The 19151-nt window shown below is 50.5% G+C and carries 28 protein-coding genes and 1 pseudogene; 1 reads left to right on the top strand and 28 read right to left on the bottom strand.

Annotated elements, in window-relative coordinates:
- Positions 1–4: 4 nt before the first annotated feature.
- The 18 genes from traU to traM form a co-directional block, all read right to left on the bottom strand.
- Positions 5–994, bottom strand: coding sequence for a conjugal transfer pilus assembly protein TraU (gene traU, locus BV390_RS24815; RefSeq protein WP_032744082.1), 990 nt, complete (start codon positions 992–994; stop codon positions 5–7).
- Complete coding sequence (locus BV390_RS24810; RefSeq protein ID WP_227517248.1) at positions 991–1326, bottom strand: hypothetical protein; 336 nt, start codon at positions 1324–1326, stop codon at positions 991–993. Before BV390_RS24810 ends, traU begins: the two co-directional genes overlap by 4 nt.
- Positions 1327–1426: 100 nt before the next feature.
- The gene (traW, locus tag BV390_RS24805) at positions 1427–2062 is read right to left on the bottom strand and encodes a type-F conjugative transfer system protein TraW (RefSeq protein WP_032744087.1); all 636 of its coding nucleotides are present in this window, start codon (positions 2060–2062) and stop codon (positions 1427–1429) included.
- On the bottom strand, positions 2059–2448 hold the full coding sequence (trbI, locus tag BV390_RS24800; RefSeq protein WP_032744089.1) for a type-F conjugative transfer system protein TrbI: 390 nt from the start codon (positions 2446–2448) through the stop codon (positions 2059–2061). The genes traW and trbI overlap by 4 nt, the downstream gene beginning before the upstream one ends.
- Positions 2448–5087: a type IV secretion system protein TraC gene (traC, locus tag BV390_RS24795; RefSeq protein ID WP_085397431.1), complete on the bottom strand. Its 2640-nt coding sequence runs from the start codon at positions 5085–5087 to the stop codon at positions 2448–2450. Before traC ends, trbI begins: the two co-directional genes overlap by 1 nt.
- A gap of 84 nt (positions 5088–5171) precedes the next feature.
- Positions 5172–5570: a hypothetical protein gene (locus BV390_RS24790; RefSeq protein ID WP_227502459.1), complete on the bottom strand. Its 399-nt coding sequence runs from the start codon at positions 5568–5570 to the stop codon at positions 5172–5174.
- Positions 5567–5911: a hypothetical protein gene (locus BV390_RS24785; protein ID WP_032744094.1), complete on the bottom strand. Its 345-nt coding sequence runs from the start codon at positions 5909–5911 to the stop codon at positions 5567–5569. The genes BV390_RS24790 and BV390_RS24785 overlap by 4 nt, the downstream gene beginning before the upstream one ends.
- Entirely contained in the window at positions 5908–6312 is a 405-nt protein-coding gene (locus BV390_RS24780) for a hypothetical protein (RefSeq protein WP_032744097.1), read from the bottom strand. Before BV390_RS24780 ends, BV390_RS24785 begins: the two co-directional genes overlap by 4 nt.
- Positions 6312–6563, bottom strand: a complete 252-nt coding sequence (locus BV390_RS24775; RefSeq protein ID WP_048252518.1) for a hypothetical protein — start codon at positions 6561–6563, stop codon at positions 6312–6314. The genes BV390_RS24780 and BV390_RS24775 overlap by 1 nt, the downstream gene beginning before the upstream one ends.
- A 610-nt stretch (positions 6564–7173) precedes the next feature.
- Positions 7174–7743, bottom strand: a complete 570-nt coding sequence (traV, locus tag BV390_RS24760; RefSeq protein WP_071995755.1) for a type IV conjugative transfer system lipoprotein TraV — start codon at positions 7741–7743, stop codon at positions 7174–7176.
- Positions 7744–7805: 62 nt separating this feature from the next.
- On the bottom strand, positions 7806–9230 hold the full coding sequence (gene traB / locus BV390_RS24755; RefSeq protein ID WP_085397430.1) for an F-type conjugal transfer pilus assembly protein TraB: 1425 nt from the start codon (positions 9228–9230) through the stop codon (positions 7806–7808).
- On the bottom strand, positions 9230–9964 hold the full coding sequence (traK, locus tag BV390_RS24750) for a type-F conjugative transfer system secretin TraK (RefSeq protein WP_032744107.1): 735 nt from the start codon (positions 9962–9964) through the stop codon (positions 9230–9232). Before traK ends, traB begins: the two co-directional genes overlap by 1 nt.
- Positions 9951–10517, bottom strand: a complete 567-nt coding sequence (gene traE, locus BV390_RS24745) for a type IV conjugative transfer system protein TraE (protein WP_032744110.1) — start codon at positions 10515–10517, stop codon at positions 9951–9953. The genes traK and traE overlap by 14 nt, the downstream gene beginning before the upstream one ends.
- Positions 10518–10535: 18 nt before the next feature.
- Complete coding sequence (gene traL / locus BV390_RS24740) at positions 10536–10841, bottom strand: type IV conjugative transfer system protein TraL (RefSeq protein ID WP_032744112.1); 306 nt, start codon at positions 10839–10841, stop codon at positions 10536–10538.
- Between the two features lie 13 nt (positions 10842–10854).
- Positions 10855–11223: a type IV conjugative transfer system pilin TraA gene (gene traA / locus BV390_RS24735; protein ID WP_032744115.1), complete on the bottom strand. Its 369-nt coding sequence runs from the start codon at positions 11221–11223 to the stop codon at positions 10855–10857.
- 73 nt (positions 11224–11296) lie between these two features.
- A complete protein-coding gene (locus BV390_RS24730) occupies positions 11297–11452 on the bottom strand; it encodes a TraY domain-containing protein (RefSeq protein ID WP_071995759.1) in 156 nt (51 codons plus the stop codon).
- Positions 11453–11648: 196 nt separating this feature from the next.
- Positions 11649–12323 carry a hypothetical protein gene (locus BV390_RS24725; protein ID WP_077254474.1) on the bottom strand — a complete coding sequence of 225 codons (675 nt, stop codon included), beginning with the start codon at positions 12321–12323 and terminating at the stop codon, positions 11649–11651.
- Positions 12324–12511: 188 nt separating this feature from the next.
- A complete protein-coding gene (gene traM / locus BV390_RS24720; RefSeq protein WP_032744117.1) occupies positions 12512–12898 on the bottom strand; it encodes a conjugal transfer relaxosome DNA-binding protein TraM in 387 nt (128 codons plus the stop codon).
- A 424-nt stretch (positions 12899–13322) separates the two neighbouring features.
- Here traM and BV390_RS24715 point away from each other — a divergent pair, with 424 nt between their 5' ends.
- Positions 13323–13802, top strand: a complete 480-nt coding sequence (locus BV390_RS24715) for a transglycosylase SLT domain-containing protein (RefSeq protein WP_032732069.1) — start codon at positions 13323–13325, stop codon at positions 13800–13802.
- A 37-nt stretch (positions 13803–13839) separates the two neighbouring features.
- On the opposite strand, the gene BV390_RS24710 is transcribed toward BV390_RS24715, so the two are convergent.
- The 10 genes and pseudogenes from BV390_RS24710 to psiB all read right to left on the bottom strand — a co-directional run bounded on the left by BV390_RS24710 (position 13840) and on the right by psiB (position 19128).
- Positions 13840–14370 carry an antirestriction protein gene (locus tag BV390_RS24710; RefSeq protein ID WP_032716647.1) on the bottom strand — a complete coding sequence of 177 codons (531 nt, stop codon included), beginning with the start codon at positions 14368–14370 and terminating at the stop codon, positions 13840–13842.
- A 684-nt stretch (positions 14371–15054) separates the two neighbouring features.
- A complete protein-coding gene (locus tag BV390_RS24705; protein WP_032700834.1) occupies positions 15055–15201 on the bottom strand; it encodes a hypothetical protein in 147 nt (48 codons plus the stop codon).
- Positions 15202–15294: 93 nt separating this feature from the next.
- Complete coding sequence (locus BV390_RS24700) at positions 15295–15642, bottom strand: hypothetical protein (RefSeq protein WP_032700835.1); 348 nt, start codon at positions 15640–15642, stop codon at positions 15295–15297.
- Between the two features lie 25 nt (positions 15643–15667).
- Positions 15668–15826, bottom strand: coding sequence for a hypothetical protein (locus tag BV390_RS24695; protein WP_162180130.1), 159 nt, complete (start codon positions 15824–15826; stop codon positions 15668–15670).
- A gap of 56 nt (positions 15827–15882) precedes the next feature.
- The gene (locus tag BV390_RS24690; protein WP_032700867.1) at positions 15883–16158 is read right to left on the bottom strand and encodes a hypothetical protein; all 276 of its coding nucleotides are present in this window, start codon (positions 16156–16158) and stop codon (positions 15883–15885) included.
- Between the two features lie 818 nt (positions 16159–16976).
- Positions 16977–17258 carry a helix-turn-helix domain-containing protein gene (locus BV390_RS24680; RefSeq protein ID WP_004118961.1) on the bottom strand — a complete coding sequence of 94 codons (282 nt, stop codon included), beginning with the start codon at positions 17256–17258 and terminating at the stop codon, positions 16977–16979.
- Positions 17239–17568, bottom strand: coding sequence for a type II toxin-antitoxin system RelE/ParE family toxin (locus BV390_RS24675; protein WP_004118963.1), 330 nt, complete (start codon positions 17566–17568; stop codon positions 17239–17241). The genes BV390_RS24680 and BV390_RS24675 overlap by 20 nt, the downstream gene beginning before the upstream one ends.
- Positions 17569–17776: 208 nt before the next feature.
- Positions 17777–17975, bottom strand: a pseudogene (locus BV390_RS31985) (theronine dehydrogenase); the annotation flags it as partial.
- On the bottom strand, positions 17972–18700 hold the full coding sequence (locus tag BV390_RS24670) for a plasmid SOS inhibition protein A (RefSeq protein ID WP_004118966.1): 729 nt from the start codon (positions 18698–18700) through the stop codon (positions 17972–17974). The pseudogene BV390_RS31985 and the gene BV390_RS24670, both read right to left, overlap by 4 nt.
- Positions 18697–19128, bottom strand: coding sequence for a conjugation system SOS inhibitor PsiB (psiB, locus tag BV390_RS24665; protein ID WP_004118968.1), 432 nt, complete (start codon positions 19126–19128; stop codon positions 18697–18699). The genes BV390_RS24670 and psiB overlap by 4 nt, the downstream gene beginning before the upstream one ends.
- Between the last annotated feature and the right edge of the window lie 23 nt (positions 19129–19151).

Genomic DNA, 19151 nt, shown 5'->3' with positions numbered 1-19151 from the left:
CCTTTCAGTAGACACAGTTACGTTTTCGCCACATCAGATAGCCGAAGTTCTTTCGGGTTACTGGCGGGTTTTTCCCGACCTCCCAGCGCGTGACCGTTCGCCCCAGGGGATGGCACTGCGCGCTGTCGGGGTACATATTCACCATCTGGTACCGCCAGCGCTCCTTGGGAATAATCGGTGACGGGTATTCGTAACAGACCGCGACATCGGCCCCGACGGTCTCCAGGATCTGTCCCTGCCGGTGGAGCTTGTAGGCCATGCGTTCACTCAGCAGCAGCGATGACTGCAGCGGGCTGGATTCGTTGCTGACCCACCCGCTGAAGGGATACATCGAGCCCTGAGAGCCTGCACACCAGAAGAGGATGTCCAGCGGCTTGTTGAATGCGCTGGCAATGGCATCAGCGGCGCAGGCCCCCTGGGCAATCGGGTTCGCAAACAAAACGGCCTCGGGGTTCAGAATGGTGGTCAGGCTGCTGTCCACCCAGGTCGGGTCAATTTCAGAGAGGTAGGCGATATCCATATCTCCGCCCTGCAGGCAACCCGCCGACGTGATAATGCTGAGCCAGCTGGTCAGCGGATATTTGTACCAGTGCACGTGATAGAAGGCCCCGTTGACCTGCTTGTCGTCCTTTTTCGCGGTCCCCATCCCGGTTTTTCCCAGGTTGAGGCTAAACCCGCCCATATTCACCATGCACCCCGGAGAGCGGCTGACATCCGTCAGGGCCATCGGCTCCCAGTAACCTATCGCCATCCCAATACGGTAAAAAATCGGTGGCGGCATGGGGCACGTTTGAATAGGGCTGGCCGGATTCACCGTGTCCGGGCCGCCGCCGGCGGCCACAGAGGCACTCCCGATAGACATCGGGAAAATACACTGCCAGCACACATCGGAAATCGGGTTAACAAAGCGGCCTTCGCAGGACGGGTCTGCGGCCGCGCGGCCAGAGAATGTTGAGAACGCAACGTAGATGAGGAAAAACACAGCGGCTTTCATTCGTTAATGTTCTCCCTGAGGACAAGACGGAGCGCATCGGTTTTGTTGCGGACCTTTTCCCGGGTCGCGTCTTCCGCCCCCTCCATCCCGTTCCATACAATCAGGGACAGGCAGTTAAACAGGTAAAGCTGGCGGCGATACGAATCGCGGTTCGTCTGGCGAACGGTGGGCAACACATCGAGTTCAAGGGTCATTTCATCGATAACGAACTCCCCGTTGACTCTCATCCAGCGATACAATTTCTCGTTGTCTGTCCGGAGTCGATCGGCCTCACATACCAGGTAGCTTTCTCTCGTCGCGAGACTCTGTATAACGGTGTCCTGCTTACGCATGACTGACCACATCAGCCCAGTCAAGAGCGCCAGGAGCATCGTTGTTACGGCTAATATCAACGTCATAATTCATCTCTTTTGCTGGTCATGCCACGCTTGTTCATGGCTGCGGGACAGACGGGAAGGTCTCAATATTTAGCCGCTCACCCGAGGGCGCCGGGGTAATGCGCGCCGGCACCCTGGTCAGGCCGAACCGTTTTGAAAGCACACCGTTCTGGTCAAAATAAATTCGGGCATCGAGCGCCACTGACGTATCCGGCACGCTCCCTTTCACCAGAATAATTTTGCTTATCAGGGTGTCGGGGACCTGCCGTTTCATCCAGGCGACCTGGTCCGGATCGTCACCGTCGATAAAGTACAGCGTCTGCATAAAGGGGACCGTTTTCAGCGGATTCAGAACGTCGCCTTTGCGCGCGAACACCCGCCCGTTGTGATCTTTCAGGTCCTCAGTCAGCCGGATACTGGGGTCGAACCAGCGCTGTTCATACTTATCCGCTTTCCCTACTCCCTCAACCGGCGCCGGTCGCTGGCTGTTCTCAATCACGCGTCCTTTGAACGCTTCCATTTCCTGCGCCCATTTCCCCGACTTCTGTAGCGCCTCGAGACGCTGAGTAATGAGCGTCAGCATGTCCTGCTCCTGAACCGGCCACAGATCACCCCAGGTTCCCAGGTCAGCCGCCGGCACGCCCGGGGAAATCAGGCAAAACGCCAGCACGGCAATACCGGTGCGTTTCATTCCCGCGCCCCCTTCATTCGGGTGGCAATGTCGGTCTGGATTTTACGGGTGACATCGGGTGCGCCCTGAACCACGGCCGGTGAAACCAGGATCAGGACATGATTCGTTTTCTGATAGTCGGCCAGGCTCTGCTCCAGCGCTGCGTTAAAGCGGTCTGAGAGCGCTTTTGACTGCGCCTCTGACAGCGGCTTCTGACTGACGCTGTCCATAAAACTGTCCAGCGTCTTCTTCATATCGAAGGCCACCACCCGTGGCGCGGTATGTGCCAGCACCAGACGCGTGATAAAGACATTGGTCGCCAGAATGGTGCCCACGAGGGCGATAACGGTCAGACTCCGTCGTAAAGTGAAGAATGTCGTTCTTTGCTGCTCAGAGTTGTTGTCCATCAGGCTACGTTCCTTATGTTGTCATGGGCAATGCGGGCTTCCAGGTCAGACATTTCTGCCGGGAAATTCCGGCTGGCCAGCTCGTACACCGCGTCGTGAATGTCCGTTCCCTGCTTTTTGCGACCTTTGATGTACTCGAAATCGGCCCCGCTTGAGGAGTACATTGCGCGGCTGAGGGGATCGACGAACAGACGATGCCAGGATGTATGTGCCTCCACCTGCAGCATGAAGGAGCTGAACCACTGGTCTTTGGCTGACCCAAAGCTGTTAATCATGTCCCGCTGCATTTGCGTAAACTGATCCGGGTAGAGCTGGTTATATTTGGCAAACTCTTTGGCAGACTGCTTAAGGATGACTTTGTATGAGGAGTTACCCCAGGCCGCCCGCGCCGCACTGGATGCGGTGGGTGAGTCGAAATCCACGATATTTTGCGTGATGGTGATATATGACCCCAGGTGGCGGCGCGCGGTACGGTACCCCTTCTCAATAAAGGTGCCGACTTTTTCGTTTTTGAAGTCCAGCAGTCGCCAGCCTTCATCAATCACGTTGAGCTTTTTCAGGCTGCGCGGGGACTGGTACATCCGGTTTTCGATATAGATAATCAGCGAGAACATCACCGCAACCAGCAGTGAAGGCCGCGATTCAAGACCGCCGAGCTCGAGGACCACCATCCGGGCATCATCGTGCAATGACGGTTCATCGGAGTTGAAGTAATCACCGTAAATCCCGCCGACCGTGTACTGGTCAAGCAGAATAATCATTTCATCCAGGCGGCTGCGGATGGTCGGTGACTCGGCATAATCCGGACTCTCTTTCGCGGTTTTGAGAAAATCGACCACATCATCGATACGGGCCTTATTACGCTTGCTCAGCCAGGCCGCCTGCACCGCCTGCAGCAGCAGACCTTCATGCACCTCATCCAGGTTGCCGTTCGGGCTCGCCATCACCGACATCTGGTCGCGGATACGCTCAGCCGACAGGTCAAAATTGGCGTCATCCAGAATGTTGGCAAACGGGTTGAATTTCAGTGAGTCACCGTCGAGGTAAACCCCGCCCATGTTCTCGCATAAGGACTTATAGCCGCCGCCCATGTCGAATACCCAGGCAAAACCGCCAGAGTCCAGTACGCTGCGGATCAGTGGCTGAATAAGGCCGGTTTTACCCGCCCCGGAGGTCCCGCAGACCGCCATATTGAAGTTGGTGTTGTTCATCCCCTCATAGAACAGGTCGATGAACGCCAGCTGGTTGCGATAGGTGGGCGCCAGTAATCCGGCAGGCGCTAACGGACTGTCAGCAACAACCGGCAGCAGGTTGGCCACATTGAAGGTTTCTGCCCGCTTGACGACACCTGCAGCCTGAAGCTCTTTGAAAAGCCCCTCACCGGATTTAAACGGCAGCATGGCCAGATAATTTCGCAGATGGTGGTAACGTGCGGGCAGCAGCTCAAAGCCGCCTTTACGATAGCTGTTGAGGATCTGCTGCTCGGTCGCCAGAGAGGCTTCGGCGTTATCGTCGGTGTAGGCCGTGATATTAAAGAAGTAACTCACCAGAGAGGACTGATTGGTTGCCAGCCGCTGGCGGATGTCCCCCCACTCCTGAACCTCTTTTTCCACTGACGGGAAGTATTTCGCATAAGAGGTTTTGCTTTTTTTCTCCAGATCGAGGTACTTCAGGTTGGCCTCGTTCTGGGTCTTCACCTGGTCCTCCACCATTAACGTCAGCGTGATGACAAACGGGCAGGAGATGGAGAGCTCCGGGTTCAACAGGTTGGCGTAGTTGTCCGCACTGGTCCAGAGGAAGGCGATTTCCGGATCGCGGGCCAGATGATAATTGGTAACACGGGTGACTTTCTCTTTACCGTTCCGGTCCAGCAGACCAATCTTCAGGTGGTTTGCAGTGACCTGCATATCAAAACTGTCATCCACACACTGATAATTCAGGTCCTGGTACGGGTCCAGTTTGTAAGGCTTACGGTACATTTCACCCGGATCAGGGTTCACCTGTTCACGCACGATATCGACCAGGCCCTGGGCATCCAGTATCCGCGTTGGAATTTGCGCACCCTGCAGGGAAGCCCGGATGATTTTTACCTGGTTCTCCAGCTCGACGATCTGTGCTTTCGAATGTTTCTTTCGGGGTACACAGCAGGAGATAAAGACACGGTAGTTACGCAGAGTCAGGGGTAAATCCATCCCCGGAGGCAGGGAGAACTGTGTTTCAGCCGCCCGAAGATAATAGGCGCGGGTAATGGCATTAAACTTTTTGGCCTCTTTACCGCTCCAGCTGAACTCCCGTAATCCATACTCAATATCGTCCCCGACCAGCTTGCTCGAGATAAGATTAATGGTCACCGGAACACCGCGGGGAATTTTGGTTCTCAGCAGGTTTTCCAGCGAGGCCACGATATGTGCGTTAGCGCCCGGTAAAGGTCGGGCCTCAAACATAAAACCGACGGTTTTGGCATTAATAAACAGTCCGGTCGCAGAGTCATAATCCTTATAGGGCAAAACCCGGCTGAACTGTGGGAAATTCATGCTGCCCAGCATGTCGTTGGCTTTGGCAGATTCGTCGGGCAATTTAAACGCAGACACCAGCGAATTCACGGCCTGAGCAACGGTATCCATCAGGTTATTACTCATGCGAGCGTTCCTTAATGAGGGTGTTAATTAACCATCTAAAGTAGAAAACAGATTATCGTGAAAATATCAGCATTAACGGTTTAATCACCGCAGGAGAAGGTAAGCAGGCATAAAAAACAGCAATAACATGGAGGCCCCCAGTTGCCAGAAGAAAATAACGTCCCACAAAAGCGCCCCCTTCCATAAACAGATAAGAAACGTAATAACTAACGCGGCCACATGAAAACCAACAACAGACCAAAAGAGTACTGCTGAGATTTCACTACCACTGTCTTTAATTCGTAAACAAGCAAGATAGAACACCAGTAAGCTACAGATAATAAACACACCATCATGACTAATGCTCTGAATGAAATCAGGCGTGTACTCTCCCGCCAGTCCGTTATAAATAAACCTGGCTGCCAGATAAACAAGCCAGTAGATAACAGGGACAAACAAAGACCCGTATTTTGTAACAAACCCCATTGTCATCACCCCTTTCATTTATTGATACCGTTCAGAGCTTTCAGTTGTTTTTCGCGGAATGTAGTCATTTCACCCTCACGGATTTTTTTGCTTTCCATTAGCATTTCTTTTTCTTTACACCCTGACGCGAGTTCGTTTGCGTAACCGAGAGTTAACGGCTCAGACGAATTACCATCGTTAACGTCAAGGGCCAGCAGCAATACTTTACCCGCACAGGGTGTTTCGCGAATAATCGTATGTAGTTGCTCCGGCGTGGCAGGCTGACTATCAAGATAGTTTTCGTAAATAGGGGAAAATATGCTGCCTACAAAAACAATAACACAAAGAGAAATGATAAGTTTTAGCTGGCGTGCACTCATTTATTTTTAGCCTCATACAATTTCCACTGCCGGATATAAACGTCATATTCAGGTTTAGGGACATTGATAGTGACACCCGCACAATCCAGTTTGTTTACAGTATCAGTAAACGTGCCTGTTGGAATGTTCACCTCCAGCAGTTTGCAGTCATTCTTCCAGTGTCTCCCGGCTTCAAGTTCATCCTTTGTGAATGACCGACTTGAGAAGCCAATAAGCATGCCAAACGCAAGCACTGCCATAAGCGCACTAAAGAAAAACGTATTAGCTCTGCAGACTCGAAGATTAATTTTTTCAGGGATAACAAACATGGCCAGTGCCCCGACAACCCCGATAAAGATAAGCAATAACCACACACCATTAAGCCAGGCAATATTATTACCTTCCAGATAGTAGGTTCTCATTACCGACCTCCTTTCAGTGTATCCATCGCATCATTCAAAGGTTCTTTATACCAGAGTCTAAATGCATTAAACATGCTAACAGTACTGGCCATATTACCCCGAACAGTGACCATAGTTTCAACGGCGACTACTTCAATATTATTATTTCCAATCCATTCATTCATATTAACAAGGGCCTGACTTTCGCCATAATCCCAATACTTCCGATCTTTTTCATCTCTGTCGTGCTCAAAGTCTTTAAAATTAACCATCTTACACCTCTACTATTTAGATTTGTTATAAGCGGTTACTGCGCGGTCATACTTGTCTGTCACCACATTAACAACGACCCCGGAACAGTCCAGGCGGTTAATGTTACTGGTTAAAAAGCCGGTGGGAATGTCAACTTCCTTTAAGGTGCAGTCAGTCGACCAGTATTTACCGTCCTTAATTAAATCATCATTGCTGGGTTGCGTTAATTTAAATAAAAACATCACGCTTGCCAATACAACTATAAGCAAACAAAAAAAATTTATAACCCTGTCATCCCACATGATTTTTATCACCTCTGTCTAATCATTTAACTGTCTAACCATTTAAATACCATAACCACGCCTGTAAACACCATAATTAAACAGACCCATATAATCGCCGTAAAATCAGATGTCTGATTTCCTTCTTTCACAGCTCCGAGCACTGACAACAAAACTAATCCAGCAGGTAGCATCAACATAAGGGCTATAAACAGATAAATGGGTTTCATTTCCCCTCTCAGCATAAAATATTTATGCACGCTACCGCCCATCCCTTTCAACGCACAGGGCACTCGTTTTAAAGCCAGTCATAAAATGAGGAATACAGCGCCATTTATGGCGCTGACGATTAATTAATACGCGGCTGGCCCCACGCCGATGGTGTAACAACAAATACAACCGTTGTGGGCTGGTGATAAACATCCCCGGAATCAACGTAAGGCGCTATCCATAATGACGCTGTTTGCTCGCCCTTTCTTAGCGGCCTTGGATAATTACCGGGTACCGTAGACGGAGAGGTATAGGTACCAACACTAACCGGCCTGATATATACCGGAGCAGTCCGGGTTCTCAGGACGTCATCATGATTGACCGGTACCGTATTCAGGAACCCGGATTTATTGCTCACCGTCACAGCTGGCGCAGTATTTCGCACCGGATTAATGACTGTCTGAGGCGGCAGCGGGTATGAGTTTGGCGAAGACGTCCTGAAATTTCCGTCAGCCAGTCGTGGCAACCCTGCCGCAGCCGGCTTTGCTGATGCGTTTTCCTCCAGGGCTTTTGCTTTCTCATTCGCCTGCTCCATCGTCATACAGGTATCGGATGTTGTGGCATTACATTCAAAATCAGACTCTGTGCCCGCGCACCCGGTTAAGAGCAAAGCGCTGCCCAGAGGAATTAACAGCATTAATTCCTTCATATATTCCCCTTTATATTCCCGGTGGGTTATTTATGGTGATTAACCCTTGTTCATACCCTGACTTACTGACCTGAGTTTTCGCCCCTCGACATTGCTCCCGGCGAGAACTGATGCGGGTCCAGCTTGCCCAGTTTCTTCAGCATCTCATCGGTATTAAAACCATTCAGGTTCCCGCCGGATTGCTGTGACCTGCTCTCAGGTTGTTCGGGTTGCTGCTGGTTCTGCTCCTGCTGTTGGCCATTCTTCTCCGCTTCAATCTCCTCAATCGTTTTCAGCTGGAAACCGTCCTGAAACACTATGGTGACTTCGTTGCCCGCGCCGATCGGGATCACCGCGTGATACTGCTCAGCGCGTTTGATGTAGTAATCGCCTAACGTCTGTGCCGCTTTCGATGATCCGCCGCCAATCCCCATATTCAGGACATCACCGGCGCCAACGGAGGCTGTGGCACCCAGACCGACCGCTGGCTGCGAAGCTCGCTCAATCCCCTGACCAATCCCGTCAATAAACCCAGCCCCCCAGGCCCAGCCGAGGATTTTTCCGTTACGCATCACCACTTCCCCTTTTATGCCGTTTTTGCCCATAAAGGACACATGACCCTGAATGGGTTGGTCGATAGTTTTGTCGCCTTTGATACAGCTGATATTGCGGGTGCGAACGATGGCGCGCTCACTCGATACGTCCCCCCAGGCTTCGAGGCCGACAAAGCAACCGGTCAGGTCATAGGTTTTGCTGTTCGGCATTTCCACATGCCCAATAATTCTCAGCGACATCGGTACGGTTGATTCATTCCCGGTAACGGAAGCGTTGGCATCAGCACCTTCGATCAGCTTGCTTTTGGCAAAGCTGCCTGACGGAATGTAGGGCAGTGACTTTGTTTTCTTACCGCGGTCATAGCTGAACGTTTTGCGCTGTATCTGGTTCGGTACCGGTACGGACTGATAGCTAACCTGTGGAGCCTGCACGGTGCCATTGCCAGGATAGAACGCTGTTGGCGGAGGGACTGCACCACCAGACTGCGCAGGGAAATTTGTCGGCTGCGGCTCCCCTTCCGGTCCCGGCGGCGGCGAGGGTGGCGACGGCGCAGGCTCGCCGCCAGACACGGCCGGTTTCACGCCCAGCGTCTTCAGTTGCTCCTGCATGGCCACATTTTCATTGCTGAGTTTGTCGATACGGATCTGGTCTGCGCTGCGCGCTTTACTGAGTAAATCCACTTCTCCCTGCAGAGCGCCAAAGCGCTTATTCAGATCTGCTGCAGTGGCCTGCATTTCCGTGGTCGCATGTTGCTCCACCTTACTGTTGAACTGACTGTCCACCACCCCGGTCATGTCCGGCGCCGGTTCACCCTGTACGGGGGCTTCTTCTTCTGAACTCAGATTCAGATCGGACAGATACATCCCGCCAGCAATCGCACATGCACCACTGACAAGAATGAGGACCAGCCAGAGATACTGTTTACGTTTGATTAGCGTATTAAAGTTGGCCATCAACGTGACTCCTCTGCCGTGGTAACCCAGACCTGCATGCGACCACCGCCAACCAGCTGGCTCGCGGAGCCACTGAGCATGATGGCGCGCGTTCCCGCCTGCCAGAAATCGCTTTCCCGGATGTTTCGCGCCGACAGCGTTACATTTTCAACGTTGTACAGAACAACTTTAAGATGGTGACCGGTCCAGACCCGGGCCGCCGTGGCGCGAAGGCCGGCAGGCACGGATAACACTTCTGATGTGACAGGGATGGACTGGTATTCATCAGGGATCTGACCCTGGCGAACAGCGCGGTTCAGCGAAACAAGAACGCTTTCATACGGGTTGGATTCCTCCCATGATTTAGCCGGCCCGGGCGTGCCAGTGAGCTCGGATACCAGCTGGATAGTCCGGCCCACTCCGGCACGCGGCACCGCACGGACAGAAAAGTTGAGGCCGCGCTCTGTTTCCACAATAAACGTGAATGGTTTCTTGCTGACCGTAGCAAGGATCGCCCCGCCACTGTCGGTCTGCTCCTGGTTCGTCAGCCCGCCATCCAGACTGTTAATGGCGGTGATCCGGTCTCCTGGTACCGTGAAGAGGTTTGGGTCTGTGTTGCTGACAGCGATGTTTGCCTGTCCGCCGTTGGCCAGGGGTACAACAGTCGGAGCCAGCGTACCGCTGAGGGTAGCCGATATCGCAGGTAGCGAAAAAAACAGGCAACCGGAGATAAATAACGGGTTAATTTTTTTCATTATTTATTTCTCCAAAACGCGCCAGCCAGCTGACACCATCAACACGATTAAACTGCAGGACGTAACTTTTAATTTCACTGTAGGGCGCAGAATCCCCTATCCAGGTTTTCAGTTCTCCACGGTAATCCACCCGATTTTCTGCCGGATACGCACGAACAGACGTCATATAAAAAGTGGAGTTCACGTTATTGTCTTTTATCCGCTTCGCATCTTCAGCCAGCTGGACCTTAAGACTGTTCTGTGAGGCAGGTAATACATACCGGAGCAGTTGTTGATGCTGGGCGTCGACCGTTTCCGGCGTGACATTCAGACGTAATGCAATAAAGCTCATGCCCAGTTGTTCAAGATAAGAAGCGTCCGCCTGATTCTGAGAAACAGCGAAAGGCGCATTGAACAGCATGGGAGTCACCGCCACCTTCTGTTCGTTCTGAAGGCGGTAGTTATTAATCCCCAGAATGATATTGGTAGACAGACTGAGAAGAAGGACTGTCCCCATACAGATATATCCCAGCGCAATGACACGCGAGGTGCTGAGTCGGGCGCCATGTTCCATGTGTTATTCCCCACTGTTTTATTTAATCCACTGCCGGAAACAGGAGTCCGGGATATCGTGAAAAAATCCTTTAAGAAGGGATGTCGGCAGATACCAGTAAATAAGGTCGCGCAACCAGGTACTGCCCCGCCCTTTTTTGAGTTTCTTAATACCCCAGAAAACCAGTACCGCTGCAGCTATACCAAAGAGGAACTTACTGGTCCAAAAACCCCAGCCGAGGCAAATGACGGCCGGGATAAGTTCATCGAGGTATAAACCAAACCAGCGGGACTGGTTTGTCAGCGTTTCCGGGAAACGGTATTTCTTTAATTCGTCTCCCGTCATCACCTTTATCCTGTTAGTAACCTGCGACCGACATACCGACGGTAATAAAGGTCGAAATGATGGCGAAGCCGAACAGGAACTTCACATTTTTGGTCATCATGTACATGATGCCGCCCGCGATAACTTCTGCCAGAACAACCCATTTGACCACGCTGGATGATTTACCGAAGGTACCTTTAACGGTGGTATCACCGGATTTCATCAGGTCGGTTGCGGTAGTGGTGGCCATAGCAACGTCCGGGAAGAACGACGCCAGAACTGCCAACGGCAGCGTAGCCTTGGTCACTTTCAGCGCTGTCTTTTTATTGAAAACGCGTGACAGAAAAGACGGTTTGGTTTCTTCAGAGAAAGCATTTCCCTTAACACTTAATACAGCATTCATATTTATTCCCTTTAATAAAGAATGATTAGTTCAAAAAGCAGATATGTGGACTCGCATAATTTAAGTTTTTTCTCTATTTACCTCCTGGCTTATTGATTTCTGAATTATAAAAATCGGGAAATCTTTCCAGATGATCTTTCAACCGAAAATAAGCTTCAGACGTTTTACTTCTACGGCTTCTGTCTTTTGCTTTGATTAGCCGTCGGTTTGTTTCATCATCCAGTCTCAGAAGCACATTTTTTCCTGGCGCAGGCCGCGCATTACTCCTGACCTTTGTTTCCAATCGCCCCTCCCAAACCCCACGTTAATAAACTTTAAGAAAGTTTACATTGACAAGACCAAAAGTAAACCAATTGAGGAGCAATTTTGAGTAAAGTATTTTTACAAATCAAAAGTACCATTCGTACTATTAGTTTAACAATATACTAACAATCCAACTTTAACACACTAATCACATTATGAATTATCTTGCTATAATTTAGAGAATATATTGACGATAATATAATATAATCTCTGTCAGGGAAATTTAACTCTCTCTTCATTTTACTCACGGCATTTTTTGAAGTTTGCTCTTCCACACCAGTAATTTTAGAAATAGTTGAATGGGTTAACCCTGCTGAGTATAGATTTATAATAGCCCACTCAGAACTAGCCGCTCTTGATATTTTTTCAATATAGCGATCCATACGAACAGAAAAAGCCTTATATCTGCCAAGTTGATCAACAATACTATCAGAGTCTTTTATGAACACCCATTTACTAAATAAGTCATCATTAAAAGTCATACACTCTATAAATACCGTCCAAACTTCATTATTAATTTGAACATTACTTACAAGACAAGCAACTCTTGATGTTAGAGCTCTTAATTCAGAACGAACCAACTCCATTCCTGTATCTACTGGAATAGATGCAAACCATGAATTGCGTTCATTGTTTGTTAAAAAAACTTGATCAAAGCGTGAGTTGGTGTGAACAAGTTTACCGTGGGAGTCACGAACAAAAGAAGGACTCGACGAAATGTTAAGCATTTCGACAAAGTATTGAATGGATTCTGTTTGACTGCATACTGCAATTTGACTACGATCCTTCGCACACATAGGCGCCTCCTCGAAAGGACACTATGGATAGTTGGCGTCTGGGGGGGAAAGCCCCAGGCGCTAACGCTACAACAAATTTTAATCACTGCACTAATTCCATTTTATAATCCCTGACAGTCCTTGTCACTTACTAAGCCTAGATCTTTATTCTTTTTTATCCTTTAAATAAAGATACAAACTCTATTATTTTATTCATCTTCATCCAGAGCTGGGAAGAATCGTTCCACCACCTCTTTTGCATCATCTCTGATGTTCACAACCATTGACTTGAAATCAAAACGCTCGTCACCCAGTATATGTGGGCTGAGCGATTCCATAGCCAAAACTTTAGAAATAGAAAACTGGGTTTTTATCACATTTTCAAGCAACATTTTATTGAACTCAGTCTGGTTGAAACCAGAGTCCTTTCGTTCCATTTGTGCCTCATAAACTCGCAACCCTAATTCAAGAAGCATTGAAGCTACACTTGAAAAGCTTACATCTTTATCTTTCGCCCCTTCAGCCTTGCGCTTTTCAACAATTGCATTAATTTTCTCAGCTACTTCATCGCTGGCATACGCTTGGACCCTGGCCATATCAGTTCCTTTATTAAAACTTGCAACAGGTGAGATATTATGAGCAGAAGATAACGCGAGTTTTATCTCATTACAACTCTAAACTTAAGTCTGGACTCTAGGTATGTTGTCTTACGATGTATATAACGACTCAACCCTAGAGTTAAGTCATCATAAGTACATGAAAATAAATGCGTGAGTTGTGTATAAGTCGTCACAGACTTACCTGTAACTTATACACGACTTGCTTACGACTCGTGATTATACAGTGTTATATTACATAAAATAACATAACGAAAGTTATGTCACTGTTCTAAAATACAAATCTGCAAAATTTTAATTTTGCGTGGGGTGTGGTGATTTTGTGGTGAGGAGTGCATATTTGTTGAGTCTGCATCTGGGATGGGTTAACGTAATTCCGGCATCTGGCCCCGGAGGGATAACCATGAAAGGAATGGCACTGGCATTCACTCTTTTTTTATTTTCCAGTTCGTCAATGGCAGCGGATTGTTTTGATATGGCAGGACGGGATTATCGAATAGATCCGGATCTGCTCCGGGCTATTTCATGGCAGGAGTCAAAATGGGTGGTGGGTGCCATCGGAAAAAATCCGGGAACAGGCTACGGTGCCGGACTGATGCAAATCGATTCGCAGCACCATATGCAACTGTCGCAGTACGGAATTAAACCGCAAAATCTTCTGACAGATGCCTGCCTGAATATTTACACCGGCGCATATTATCTGGCACTGGCGTTTCAGAAATGGGGTATAAGCTGGGAGGCGGTCGGTGCCTACAACGCCGGGTTCCGCAGAACGGACAGGCAGGCCATGCGACGACTGGCATATGCGAGGAAGATTGAGGTTATCTACCGGGCCATCAAAACCAATAAAAATGCAGGACAACCCCATGCTGTTAAAAAGTAAAGGCCTCATTCGTGAGGCCTTTACTTTCATTACACGACTAACCAATCGCACGCCAGATTAAATGACGTTCGGGATGCTGGATAATGTTGACATAATTCCTCAACGCATCCTGCCGGGACACAAGATGATGACAGATCCGTGCATATTCCGGCCCCATTTCTGACACCTGCCAGGACAGACTGTTCATCACCATCAGCGTGGCAATAATTCCTGCTGCATCGGCGCTGAATTCATTCTCAAAATAATTCTCAGGGATGTTCATCCTGTAACGTTGCTCACCTTCCGGCGCAATATATCTGGTCTGGGTGGTGATGAACTGGATACGGTTTGGTGCAATATTCCCACCGACACCCTGCGGAATAATCCAGTAAGACCAGAAACCACCGTCGTAATCGGAGTGCTGGCGTAACCAGTTATCTGCCATATTATCCGCAGACGGGGTAAAAAAGAGCGCCTGGATAAAATCCAGACACGCCTTGTTATCGGTCACTGCACAGCGCAGATATTTATCTGTTTTAAATTGTTCGTCTGATTCACGAGTGGCGGTGTTGACGTGTATTGTGTGCATGCTGGTTGTCTCCTTCGCGTTTTATTAAATCGTTCGACTTCATCACTGAGCGGCAAAGGGCAATTTGCAGCTGACGGGGAGTAAATAAAGGGGCGCGAAGCGTTTATATACCCTTTATTTACGCCACGGGCGATGCTAAAAGCCGCCCTCCGCGAAAGATGATGTCGGGCGATATCGCGCAGAATTGAGAATGCACACAACCCTGAACGTCAATCCGGTCTTTATTGGATTCACGTTCAGGCCAAAGAATGGCGGGTATTTATCGCCACGGTGAGAGCGGCGCATCCTGATAGGGATGCAGCAAGCGAGATTTTGAATTTGCGTCAGGATGGAAGCCCGCAGGGCAGAGACAGCCTGCTGGCTCTGTTCACGACAGCCGTGTCCCGACAGGGACGACGCCCGGGTCAGTATTTATTTAATCTCTCACCAGAGATAAATTTCGGAAGAGATAAACAGCAGCATGCAGGAAGAGATGTAACAGGGATGAATAAAGAATATTGATGAGATAACGCCGCGCCGGAGTAATACGGGCGGCGCGTAGCGCAGCCGGTATTATTCTGCACCGCAGGTGCGCGGCCTTTTCCTGCAGTCGGGCAGGTTATCCCCTGCCCTTCCGGTTATTTACGCGGCCTCCTTATTTTACCTCCTGAAAAAGCCACCCCTTACGGAGCGGCAGGTTTCACATCACGCCAGACCGAGGCCGCTGTAGACCACGGTCAAAAACTGTTGCCAGTATTCCAGGCGCATAGCGGGGACGTGGGCACGCTTCCCGCTGCGTAAAGCATTTACAAACGCGTTTGCCTGTGCGACGATTTGCGGGTCAAATTGCATGGTTTAATCTCCATGTTGGTTTTACATATGCCGGATGCAAACTTTTGCGGGTACGTATCCGGCGCGGAATGAGCAGGCGAAAGCCTGCTTTTTTCATTTCTGGAACAGGTTAAATCCCTCCTTTATACGCGTTTTAATCTGCGCATGGCTCAGGTTGCACACATCCCGCAGCCGGAAATATCTGGCTCCATAGCGGGCATAAATCTCTGCCACGTCACCGCAGACCATTTCCTGCAGCATGAACGTCTCCCAGCCGCCGTTCTCACTCGTTGACCAGTTGAGCGGGTACATCAGGCCCAGCGCATCATGGAAGGCGTGAACGTCGATTTCAGCGGGCGCTTTCACCGCCGCTTTCTGGCGACTGAGCCAGTATTCATGCTCGGCTTCGGCAGTCACCTGCATTCCCGGACGGGCTGAAGATTCGGTGAGGTGTAAGTACATAGTTTTCTCCTTCTGGTTCAATTGGTTACTTCACGCCTAAACGCCGGAACATATCTGCGATAATGTTTCGACGTGCATATGACGCACCGGCAGCTTTCAAATCAGCCAGGACATTAAAGGCATAGCTGGCGCTCTTTCCGTGAAATGCCAGTACCTTTGCTGCGATCGGTTCCGGGCAGGCCATAACCCATCTTTCGGTAGATTCAAAAGCGGCGGTGTTGACGTTGTTGTTTTGTGTGTTCATAGCTGGTTGTCCTGGATATTGAAGCCTGCACGCTCAATCAGGCGCACAAACTGTTTGAAATGATCCGCTTCAGCCACGTTGATATGACAGAACTGCTTATCCACGCCACGGCTGAGGGCATAGCCATAGCTGAAGCTCATTTTTTCCGGGTGGCTTCTGCGATATTTTTTCAGCGCAACAAGGCTGCTGAATTCCATGACGTCCCACTCTTCCTCTGAGTTTTTTGGCTTATCAGCAACGAGGATCGTGTATGACACGGCTTTTCCCCCCATCTTTCTGGAAGATTCTTGAGCGGCGGTTTTGACGTTTCGTGTGTGCATTCTGGTTTTCTCCTGTGGTGATGGTTGTCCATCTCCCTGGTGAGTTCTCTCGCGGCACAGGGCAAAGGAGCAACGCTGTAAGGAGGAGAACAAGGGGCGGAGACAAAAAGTTTTTGCGGTCCCTGGCAAAAAGTTTTTGGCGGAGTTTATTTACCCCTTGTGCGACGACACGGCGGTGCTACGACCAGCCCTCCGCGTGAGGACACACGGGGGATGGCCTCACCGGGGGGACAGGATGAACACACCCGACACGTCGGAACGGCGTGGCGCCATAAAAGTGACGGCAGCTTTATCGCCGGCACGGTGAAAGCGGCGCATCCTGACAAGGATGCAGCAAGCGTGAATTTGAATTTGCGTCAGGATGGAAGCCCGCAGGGCAGAGACAGCCTGCTGGCTCTGTTCACGACAGCCGTGTCCCTAAAGGGACGACGCCCGGATCGGAATTCATTGGGTTCGCCTGTAAGGATAAATACCGGAAGGGATAAAAAGCAGCATGCCGGATGAGATATAACAGGGATGAATAATTAATCATGATGAGATAAGCCCGCGCCGTAATAATACGGGCGGCGCGTAGCGCAGCCGGTATTATCCGGCACCGCAGGTGAGCAGCCTTTTCCCGAAGTCGGGCAGGTTATCCCCTGCCCTTCTGGTTATTTACGCCACCTTCTGTCATGCCCTGTCTGTGAGAATCGATACAACACATGCGCATAATTGCTATAAGACAAAATGCTGGGGCTGACAGAAACAAAAGGCCAGCCCCGGCCGGTTGCTCAGTACAGTGCAATGACAGGCTTCTTGATACCGCAGGCATGAGCGTATCGGGTCAGCGTGTCAATGCTGGCTTTGGTGATGTTGTTTTCCAGGCGGGAAATAACCGGAGGTGTAACCCCCATGCGTTCAGCAACCTGCGCTTTTGTCAGGTTGTCATGCTTACGCCATTCTGCCAGCAGCTCTCTGAGCTTCTCCTTGCGTTCTTCTTCCTGCCATGCAGCGCGATATTCATCGTCCTGCATCCACTCGCTATGCAGTTCTTTATGGCTTACCAGTTTCATTGAGTACCTCCGCTAAACGCTTTTTGGCGAGATCGATTTCTTTCGCTGGCGTTTTCTGTGACTTTTTGATGAAAACCCGCAGCATAATGATGGTATTGCCTTTGTGGTATACCCATATGCCCCTGGCGATGTCCGTCCCCATCGTGCGGATCTCGAAAAGTCCATCGCCCAGAGGCCTGGTGTCTGGTTCCCGCAGCAACCGGGCATCATATTCCAGTTTGCCGATGAGACGGTCAAACTTCACCCTGATTTTTACGGGTAATGCTGTGGCTTCTTCCCTGGCATCCGGATGATAAACGACGCTAAACATGTGACCTCCCGTTTCCTGTATATTAACCTACAGGCTAATTTTAATCAAAGTAAAGTTAACCTATAAGCTAATTTTCTGGCAGTTATCTTAGCGGCCTGGTCATTATCACGGACTGAAAGAATTTTTACGTGCCTGTGGCTTTTCAAATGGCTACGATGGATTGCCCGGACAAGGCCAGTATTTCGATAATCCAGGGGTGGATTTGTTCTGCTTGCCTTTGTCCGGGCACCAATCTAAGCGGCACGCTCTGCCTCCCAAAGAGAAAACCCACGCACACCGCATATCCTGCGCCCGCCACCCAGCGCGACATGATCGATTAGGGAGCAGGTTTCCCGGCTTCCACGACGTCGGAGACCAGTTTATGCGGTCCGGTCCAGTTTCCAGCGCGGGGAATAGCGCCACTTCATCCGCGGCTCCGGTGTGTCAGCTTGTTCGGGACCTGCCAGCGTTCTGCCTGACGCACAGACTCCGGTGTCTCTCTCACAATGAAGCTGATTTCATGCATGACACCATACAGCGGCTCCCCGGCATCCCGCAGCCAGTCCAGGGAGACCAGCGAGGCAAACCGCGATCGCCAGTTCCAGAAGGCAGGCTCCAGATCCCGCGCGTCAAACTCGTCAGCCCACTGGCGGTACCAGGTGTTAACGGTCTCCGGTGACTGAAAGTTAAGCTCCGTGATAGCCTGCCCCAGCAGGTTCTGTCGCAGCAACCAGGTATGTGCTATCTCTTTGCCTTCACGCCGAACTCTCCGGGTGAACGCAATATTTTCACGCTGCATCCGCCGATCGGTTCGGGTGTGAATCACTTCCGGAAAAAGTTCAGCCTGAACATCGGTTGTCAGCGGCAGCGGGCAGCATTCCCCCTGACTGGCAATCAGCGTATCCAGTGCCTCTTCCACCTGCTTCAGATTATTCAGCCGGTCTTTCGGATCACGGTGCAGGCCGGGAATACTCCGGGCGACGGCGCTGTTAATTCGACTGCAACCGGTCAGCATGCGCAGGAACGTGCGGACATGGGGCATCGAGGGCAAACGAGCGCCCCGAAACCGGGCGTCTTCCACGAACATGATGGCCTGCAAAGCAGCCTGGCGTGCAGGTTTCAGGGTCACAATGGCATGGGATGAGGGGATCACAGTTCGCCCTCCTGAGCCAGGGTGCTGATGATACTGGCAAAGGAATAGCCGTCAGTATCGAGACACGCTATCAGTGCCAGCGTGTGGGAGATCAACTCCGGGTTAAATGTTTCCATGCTACGAACAACGGAGAACGGCTGGCCGCCACGGGTCACAAAAACGACCATCCAGCGCGTACTCAGCTCTCCCGGACTGCAGACCGCCACATCAAAATGACCGTGAGAGGGGGAAAAACGGATCTGTACCGGAAAGAATCCGCCGAATTCACTTTTGTACTCTCCGTTGACGTCCCAGCTCTCCGGACAGGACAGATCCCGCATCACGGCATGGGTGAGTTCACGGCGAAAATCTTCACCGGCGGCGCGGTAGTCTTCCAGCTCTCCGGCGAACATGGTTTTCAGGACATCGGTGGTAATGATCGTGTGCATAGGTTTCTCCTTACCGCCGCCCC

It is taken from the genome of Klebsiella sp. YJ (assembly GCF_002108615.1).
GTDB classification, from domain to species: Bacteria; Pseudomonadota; Gammaproteobacteria; order Enterobacterales; family Enterobacteriaceae; genus Klebsiella; species Klebsiella planticola.
This window is presented reverse-complemented; position numbering and strand designations above follow the sequence as displayed.

What these genes read in the sequence shown, in the direction of transcription:
- traU (WP_032744082.1), bottom strand. Translation starts at nt 994, where the DNA reads ATGAAAGCCGCTGTGTTTTTCCTCATCTACGTTGCGTTCTCAACATTC.
- BV390_RS24810 (WP_227517248.1), bottom strand. Translation starts at nt 1,326, where the DNA reads ATGCGTAAGCAGGACACCGTTATACAGAGTCTCGCGACGAGAGAAAGC.
- traW (WP_032744087.1), bottom strand. Translation starts at nt 2,062, where the DNA reads ATGAAACGCACCGGTATTGCCGTGCTGGCGTTTTGCCTGATTTCCCCG.
- trbI (WP_032744089.1), bottom strand. Translation starts at nt 2,448, where the DNA reads ATGGACAACAACTCTGAGCAGCAAAGAACGACATTCTTCACTTTACGA.
- traC (WP_085397431.1), bottom strand. Translation starts at nt 5,087, where the DNA reads ATGAGTAATAACCTGATGGATACCGTTGCTCAGGCCGTGAATTCGCTG.
- BV390_RS24790 (WP_227502459.1), bottom strand. Translation starts at nt 5,570, where the DNA reads ATGAAAGGGGTGATGACAATGGGGTTTGTTACAAAATACGGGTCTTTG.
- BV390_RS24785 (WP_032744094.1), bottom strand. Translation starts at nt 5,911, where the DNA reads ATGAGTGCACGCCAGCTAAAACTTATCATTTCTCTTTGTGTTATTGTT.
- BV390_RS24780 (WP_032744097.1), bottom strand. Translation starts at nt 6,312, where the DNA reads ATGAGAACCTACTATCTGGAAGGTAATAATATTGCCTGGCTTAATGGT.
- BV390_RS24775 (WP_048252518.1), bottom strand. Translation starts at nt 6,563, where the DNA reads ATGGTTAATTTTAAAGACTTTGAGCACGACAGAGATGAAAAAGATCGG.
- traV (WP_071995755.1), bottom strand. Translation starts at nt 7,743, where the DNA reads ATGAAGGAATTAATGCTGTTAATTCCTCTGGGCAGCGCTTTGCTCTTA.
- traB (WP_085397430.1), bottom strand. Translation starts at nt 9,230, where the DNA reads ATGGCCAACTTTAATACGCTAATCAAACGTAAACAGTATCTCTGGCTG.
- traK (WP_032744107.1), bottom strand. Translation starts at nt 9,964, where the DNA reads ATGAAAAAAATTAACCCGTTATTTATCTCCGGTTGCCTGTTTTTTTCG.
- traE (WP_032744110.1), bottom strand. Translation starts at nt 10,517, where the DNA reads ATGGAACATGGCGCCCGACTCAGCACCTCGCGTGTCATTGCGCTGGGA.
- traL (WP_032744112.1), bottom strand. Translation starts at nt 10,841, where the DNA reads ATGACGGGAGACGAATTAAAGAAATACCGTTTCCCGGAAACGCTGACA.
- traA (WP_032744115.1), bottom strand. Translation starts at nt 11,223, where the DNA reads ATGAATGCTGTATTAAGTGTTAAGGGAAATGCTTTCTCTGAAGAAACC.
- BV390_RS24725 (WP_077254474.1), bottom strand. Translation starts at nt 12,323, where the DNA reads ATGTGTGCGAAGGATCGTAGTCAAATTGCAGTATGCAGTCAAACAGAA.
- traM (WP_032744117.1), bottom strand. Translation starts at nt 12,898, where the DNA reads ATGGCCAGGGTCCAAGCGTATGCCAGCGATGAAGTAGCTGAGAAAATT.
- BV390_RS24715 (WP_032732069.1), top strand. Translation starts at nt 13,323, where the DNA reads ATGAAAGGAATGGCACTGGCATTCACTCTTTTTTTATTTTCCAGTTCG.
- BV390_RS24710 (WP_032716647.1), bottom strand. Translation starts at nt 14,370, where the DNA reads ATGCACACAATACACGTCAACACCGCCACTCGTGAATCAGACGAACAA.
- BV390_RS24705 (WP_032700834.1), bottom strand. Translation starts at nt 15,201, where the DNA reads ATGCAATTTGACCCGCAAATCGTCGCACAGGCAAACGCGTTTGTAAAT.
- BV390_RS24700 (WP_032700835.1), bottom strand. Translation starts at nt 15,642, where the DNA reads ATGTACTTACACCTCACCGAATCTTCAGCCCGTCCGGGAATGCAGGTG.
- BV390_RS24695 (WP_162180130.1), bottom strand. Translation starts at nt 15,826, where the DNA reads ATGGCCTGCCCGGAACCGATCGCAGCAAAGGTACTGGCATTTCACGGA.
- BV390_RS24690 (WP_032700867.1), bottom strand. Translation starts at nt 16,158, where the DNA reads ATGGGGGGAAAAGCCGTGTCATACACGATCCTCGTTGCTGATAAGCCA.
- BV390_RS24680 (WP_004118961.1), bottom strand. Translation starts at nt 17,258, where the DNA reads ATGAAACTGGTAAGCCATAAAGAACTGCATAGCGAGTGGATGCAGGAC.
- BV390_RS24675 (WP_004118963.1), bottom strand. Translation starts at nt 17,568, where the DNA reads ATGTTTAGCGTCGTTTATCATCCGGATGCCAGGGAAGAAGCCACAGCA.
- psiB (WP_004118968.1), bottom strand. Translation starts at nt 19,128, where the DNA reads ATGCACACGATCATTACCACCGATGTCCTGAAAACCATGTTCGCCGGA.